This window comes from Methylobacterium symbioticum (assembly GCF_902141845.1).
Lineage (GTDB): Bacteria > Pseudomonadota > Alphaproteobacteria > Rhizobiales > Beijerinckiaceae > Methylobacterium > Methylobacterium symbioticum.
On the sequence record NZ_CABFPH010000184.1, the window covers coordinates 1 to 5,485 of the forward strand.

8 protein-coding genes and 1 pseudogene are annotated in these 5,485 nt (G+C 44.6%); all 9 read left to right on the forward strand.

Annotated elements, in window-relative coordinates; genetic code table 11:
• Positions 1-292: 292 nt before the first annotated feature.
• A pseudogene (locus tag MET9862_RS30860) lies at positions 293-1,012 on the forward strand (replication endonuclease); the annotation flags it as partial.
• 92 nt (positions 1,013-1,104) lie between these two features.
• Positions 1,105-1,467, forward strand: a complete 363-nt coding sequence (locus tag MET9862_RS30865; protein ID WP_000436966.1) for a hypothetical protein — start codon at positions 1,105-1,107, stop codon at positions 1,465-1,467.
• Complete coding sequence (locus MET9862_RS30870) at positions 1,467-1,637, forward strand: bacteriophage K family protein (protein WP_002253904.1); 171 nt, start codon at positions 1,467-1,469, stop codon at positions 1,635-1,637. Before MET9862_RS30865 ends, MET9862_RS30870 begins: the two co-directional genes overlap by 1 nt.
• Positions 1,570-1,809: a phage DNA packaging protein C gene (locus MET9862_RS30875; RefSeq protein ID WP_016670801.1), complete on the forward strand. Its 240-nt coding sequence runs from the start codon at positions 1,570-1,572 to the stop codon at positions 1,807-1,809. Before MET9862_RS30870 ends, MET9862_RS30875 begins: the two co-directional genes overlap by 68 nt.
• Positions 1,806-2,264: a scaffolding protein D gene (locus MET9862_RS30880; protein ID WP_000084700.1), complete on the forward strand. Its 459-nt coding sequence runs from the start codon at positions 1,806-1,808 to the stop codon at positions 2,262-2,264. The genes MET9862_RS30875 and MET9862_RS30880 overlap by 4 nt, the downstream gene beginning before the upstream one ends.
• A complete protein-coding gene (locus MET9862_RS30885; protein ID WP_000033471.1) occupies positions 2,264-2,380 on the forward strand; it encodes a phage DNA packaging protein J in 117 nt (38 codons plus the stop codon). Before MET9862_RS30880 ends, MET9862_RS30885 begins: the two co-directional genes overlap by 1 nt.
• Positions 2,381-2,416: 36 nt before the next feature.
• On the forward strand, positions 2,417-3,700 hold the full coding sequence (locus tag MET9862_RS30890; protein WP_000065572.1) for a major capsid protein: 1,284 nt from the start codon (positions 2,417-2,419) through the stop codon (positions 3,698-3,700).
• Positions 3,701-3,810: 110 nt separating this feature from the next.
• Complete coding sequence (locus tag MET9862_RS30895) at positions 3,811-4,338, forward strand: hypothetical protein (protein ID WP_000487867.1); 528 nt, start codon at positions 3,811-3,813, stop codon at positions 4,336-4,338.
• Positions 4,339-4,346: 8 nt separating this feature from the next.
• Positions 4,347-5,333, forward strand: a complete 987-nt coding sequence (locus MET9862_RS30900; RefSeq protein WP_000466547.1) for a Minor spike protein — start codon at positions 4,347-4,349, stop codon at positions 5,331-5,333.
• The last annotated feature ends 152 nt before the right edge of the window (positions 5,334-5,485 follow it).

Below are 5,485 nucleotides of genomic sequence, written 5' to 3' on the forward strand. Positions count from 1 at the left end.
AGGCTTTTTTATGGTTCGTTCTTATTACCCTTCTGAATGTCACGCTGATTATTTTGACTTTGAGCGTATCGAGGCTCTTAAACCTGCTATTGAGGCTTGTGGCATTTCTACTCTTTCTCAATCCCCAATGCTTGGCTTCCATAAGCAGATGGATAACCGCATCAAGCTCTTGGAAGAGATTCTGTCTTTTCGTATGCAGGGCGTTGAGTTCGATAATGGTGATATGTATGTTGACGGCCATAAGGCTGCTTCTGACGTTCGTGATGAGTTTGTATCTGTTACTGAGAAGTTAATGGATGAATTGGCACAATGCTACAATGTGCTCCCCCAACTTGATATTAATAACACTATAGACCACCGCCCCGAAGGGGACGAAAAATGGTTTTTAGAGAACGAGAAGACGGTTACGCAGTTTTGCCGCAAGCTGGCTGCTGAACGCCCTCTTAAGGATATTCGCGATGAGTATAATTACCCCAAAAAGAAAGGTATTAAGGATGAGTGTTCAAGATTGCTGGAGGCCTCCACTATGAAATCGCGTAGAGGCTTTGCTATTCAGCGTTTGATGAATGCAATGCGACAGGCTCATGCTGATGGTTGGTTTATCGTTTTTGACACTCTCACGTTGGCTGACGACCGATTAGAGGCGTTTTATGATAATCCCAATGCTTTGCGTGACTATTTTCGTGATATTGGTCGTATGGTTCTTGCTGCCGAGGGTCGCAAGGCTAATGATTCACACGCCGACTGCTATCAGTATTTTTGTGTGCCTGAGTATGGTACAGCTAATGGCCGTCTTCATTTCCATGCGGTGCACTTTATGCGGACACTTCCTACAGGTAGCGTTGACCCTAATTTTGGTCGTCGGGTACGCAATCGCCGCCAGTTAAATAGCTTGCAAAATACGTGGCCTTATGGTTACAGTATGCCCATCGCAGTTCGCTACACGCAGGACGCTTTTTCACGTTCTGGTTGGTTGTGGCCTGTTGATGCTAAAGGTGAGCCGCTTAAAGCTACCAGTTATATGGCTGTTGGTTTCTATGTGGCTAAATACGTTAACAAAAAGTCAGATATGGACCTTGCTGCTAAAGGTCTAGGAGCTAAAGAATGGAACAACTCACTAAAAACCAAGCTGTCGCTACTTCCCAAGAAGCTGTTCAGAATCAGAATGAGCCGCAACTTCGGGATGAAAATGCTCACAATGACAAATCTGTCCACGGAGTGCTTAATCCAACTTACCAAGCTGGGTTACGACGCGACGCCGTTCAACCAGATATTGAAGCAGAACGCAAAAAGAGAGATGAGATTGAGGCTGGGAAAAGTTACTGTAGCCGACGTTTTGGCGGCGCAACCTGTGACGACAAATCTGCTCAAATTTATGCGCGCTTCGATAAAAATGATTGGCGTATCCAACCTGCAGAGTTTTATCGCTTCCATGACGCAGAAGTTAACACTTTCGGATATTTCTGATGAGTCGAAAAATTATCTTGATAAAGCAGGAATTACTACTGCTTGTTTACGAATTAAATCGAAGTGGACTGCTGGCGGAAAATGAGAAAATTCGACCTATCCTTGCGCAGCTCGAGAAGCTCTTACTTTGCGACCTTTCGCCATCAACTAACGATTCTGTCAAAAACTGACGCGTTGGATGAGGAGAAGTGGCTTAATATGCTTGGCACGTTCGTCAAGGACTGGTTTAGATATGAGTCACATTTTGTTCATGGTAGAGATTCTCTTGTTGACATTTTAAAAGAGCGTGGATTACTATCTGAGTCCGATGCTGTTCAACCACTAATAGGTAAGAAATCATGAGTCAAGTTACTGAACAATCCGTACGTTTCCAGACCGCTTTGGCCTCTATTAAGCTCATTCAGGCTTCTGCCGTTTTGGATTTAACCGAAGATGATTTCGATTTTCTGACGAGTAACAAAGTTTGGATTGCTACTGACCGCTCTCGTGCTCGTCGCTGCGTTGAGGCTTGCGTTTATGGTACGCTGGACTTTGTAGGATACCCTCGCTTTCCTGCTCCTGTTGAGTTTATTGCTGCCGTCATTGCTTATTATGTTCATCCCGTCAACATTCAAACGGCCTGTCTCATCATGGAAGGCGCTGAATTTACGGAAAACATTATTAATGGCGTCGAGCGTCCGGTTAAAGCCGCTGAATTGTTCGCGTTTACCTTGCGTGTACGCGCAGGAAACACTGACGTTCTTACTGACGCAGAAGAAAACGTGCGTCAAAAATTACGTGCAGAAGGAGTGATGTAATGTCTAAAGGTAAAAAACGTTCTGGCGCTCGCCCTGGTCGTCCGCAGCCGTTGCGAGGTACTAAAGGCAAGCGTAAAGGCGCTCGTCTTTGGTATGTAGGTGGTCAACAATTTTAATTGCAGGGGCTTCGGCCCCTTACTTGAGGATAAATTATGTCTAATATTCAAACTGGCGCCGAGCGTATGCCGCATGACCTTTCCCATCTTGGCTTCCTTGCTGGTCAGATTGGTCGTCTTATTACCATTTCAACTACTCCGGTTATCGCTGGCGACTCCTTCGAGATGGACGCCGTTGGCGCTCTCCGTCTTTCTCCATTGCGTCGTGGCCTTGCTATTGACTCTACTGTAGACATTTTTACTTTTTATGTCCCTCATCGTCACGTTTATGGTGAACAGTGGATTAAGTTCATGAAGGATGGTGTTAATGCCACTCCTCTCCCGACTGTTAACACTACTGGTTATATTGACCATGCCGCTTTTCTTGGCACGATTAACCCTGATACCAATAAAATCCCTAAGCATTTGTTTCAGGGTTATTTGAATATCTATAACAACTATTTTAAAGCGCCGTGGATGCCTGACCGTACCGAGGCTAACCCTAATGAGCTTAATCAAGATGATGCTCGTTATGGTTTCCGTTGCTGCCATCTCAAAAACATTTGGACTGCTCCGCTTCCTCCTGAGACTGAGCTTTCTCGCCAAATGACGACTTCTACCACATCTATTGACATTATGGGTCTGCAAGCTGCTTATGCTAATTTGCATACTGACCAAGAACGTGATTACTTCATGCAGCGTTACCATGATGTTATTTCTTCATTTGGAGGTAAAACCTCTTATGACGCTGACAACCGTCCTTTACTTGTCATGCGCTCTAATCTCTGGGCATCTGGCTATGATGTTGATGGAACTGACCAAACGTCGTTAGGCCAGTTTTCTGGTCGTGTTCAACAGACCTATAAACATTCTGTGCCGCGTTTCTTTGTTCCTGAGCATGGCACTATGTTTACTCTTGCGCTTGTTCGTTTTCCGCCTACTGCGACTAAAGAGATTCAGTACCTTAACGCTAAAGGTGCTTTGACTTATACCGATATTGCTGGCGACCCTGTTTTGTATGGCAACTTGCCGCCGCGTGAAATTTCTATGAAGGATGTTTTCCGTTCTGGTGATTCGTCTAAGAAGTTTAAGATTGCTGAGGGTCAGTGGTATCGTTATGCGCCTTCGTATGTTTCTCCTGCTTATCACCTTCTTGAAGGCTTCCCATTCATTCAGGAACCGCCTTCTGGTGATTTGCAAGAACGCGTACTTATTCGCCACCATGATTATGACCAGTGTTTCCAGTCCGTTCAGTTGTTGCAGTGGAATAGTCAGGTTAAATTTAATGTGACCGTTTATCGCAATCTGCCGACCACTCGCGATTCAATCATGACTTCGTGATAAAAGATTGAGTGTGAGGTTATAACGCCGAAGCGGTAAAAATTTTAATTTTTGCCGCTGAGGGGTTGACCAAGCGAAGCGCGGTAGGTTTTCTGCTTAGGAGTTTAATCATGTTTCAGACTTTTATTTCTCGCCATAATTCAAACTTTTTTTCTGATAAGCTGGTTCTCACTTCTGTTACTCCAGCTTCTTCGGCACCTGTTTTACAGACACCTAAAGCTACATCGTCAACGTTATATTTTGATAGTTTGACGGTTAATGCTGGTAATGGTGGTTTTCTTCATTGCATTCAGATGGATACATCTGTCAACGCCGCTAATCAGGTTGTTTCTGTTGGTGCTGATATTGCTTTTGATGCCGACCCTAAATTTTTTGCCTGTTTGGTTCGCTTTGAGTCTTCTTCGGTTCCGACTACCCTCCCGACTGCCTATGATGTTTATCCTTTGGATGGTCGCCATGATGGTGGTTATTATACCGTCAAGGACTGTGTGACTATTGACGTCCTTCCCCGTACGCCGGGCAATAATGTTTATGTTGGTTTCATGGTTTGGTCTAACTTTACCGCTACTAAATGCCGCGGATTGGTTTCGCTGAATCAGGTTATTAAAGAGATTATTTGTCTCCAGCCACTTAAGTGAGGTGATTTATGTTTGGTGCTATTGCTGGCGGTATTGCTTCTGCTCTTGCTGGTGGCGCCATGTCTAAATTGTTTGGAGGCGGTCAAAAAGCCGCCTCCGGTGGCATTCAAGGTGATGTGCTTGCTACCGATAACAATACTGTAGGCATGGGTGATGCTGGTATTAAATCTGCCATTCAAGGCTCTAATGTTCCTAACCCTGATGAGGCCGTCCCTAGTTTTGTTTCTGGTGCTATGGCTAAAGCTGGTAAAGGACTTCTTGAAGGTACGTTGCAGGCTGGCACTTCTGCCGTTTCTGATAAGTTGCTTGATTTGGTTGGACTTGGTGGCAAGTCTGCCGCTGATAAAGGAAAGGATACTCGTGATTATCTTGCTGCTGCATTTCCTGAGCTTAATGCTTGGGAGCGTGCTGGTGCTGATGCTTCCTCTGCTGGTATGGTTGACGCCGGATTTGAGAATCAAAAAGAGCTTACTAAAATGCAACTGGACAATCAGAAAGAGATTGCCGAGATGCAAAATGAGACTCAAAAAGAGATTGCTGGCATTCAGTCGGCGACTTCACGCCAGAATACGAAAGACCAGGTATATGCACAAAATGAGATGCTTGCTTATCAACAGAAGGAGTCTACTGCTCGCGTTGCGTCTATTATGGAAAACACCAATCTTTCCAAGCAACAGCAGGTTTCCGAGATTATGCGCCAAATGCTTACTCAAGCTCAAACGGCTGGTCAGTATTTTACCAATGACCAAATCAAAGAAATGACTCGCAAGGTTAGTGCTGAGGTTGACTTAGTTCATCAGCAAACGCAGAATCAGCGGTATGGCTCTTCTCATATTGGCGCTACTGCAAAGGATATTTCTAATGTCGTCACTGATGCTGCTTCTGGTGTGGTTGATATTTTTCATGGTATTGATAAAGCTGTTGCCGATACTTGGAACAATTTCTGGAAAGACGGTAAAGCTGATGGTATTGGCTCTAATTTGTCTAGGAAATAACCGTCAGGATTGACACCCTCCCAATTGTATGTTTTCATGCCTCCAAATCTTGGAGGCTTTTTTATGGTTCGTTCTTATTACCCTTCTGAATGTCACGCTGATTATTTTGACTTTGAGCGTATCGAGGCTCTTAAACCTGCTATTGAGGCTTG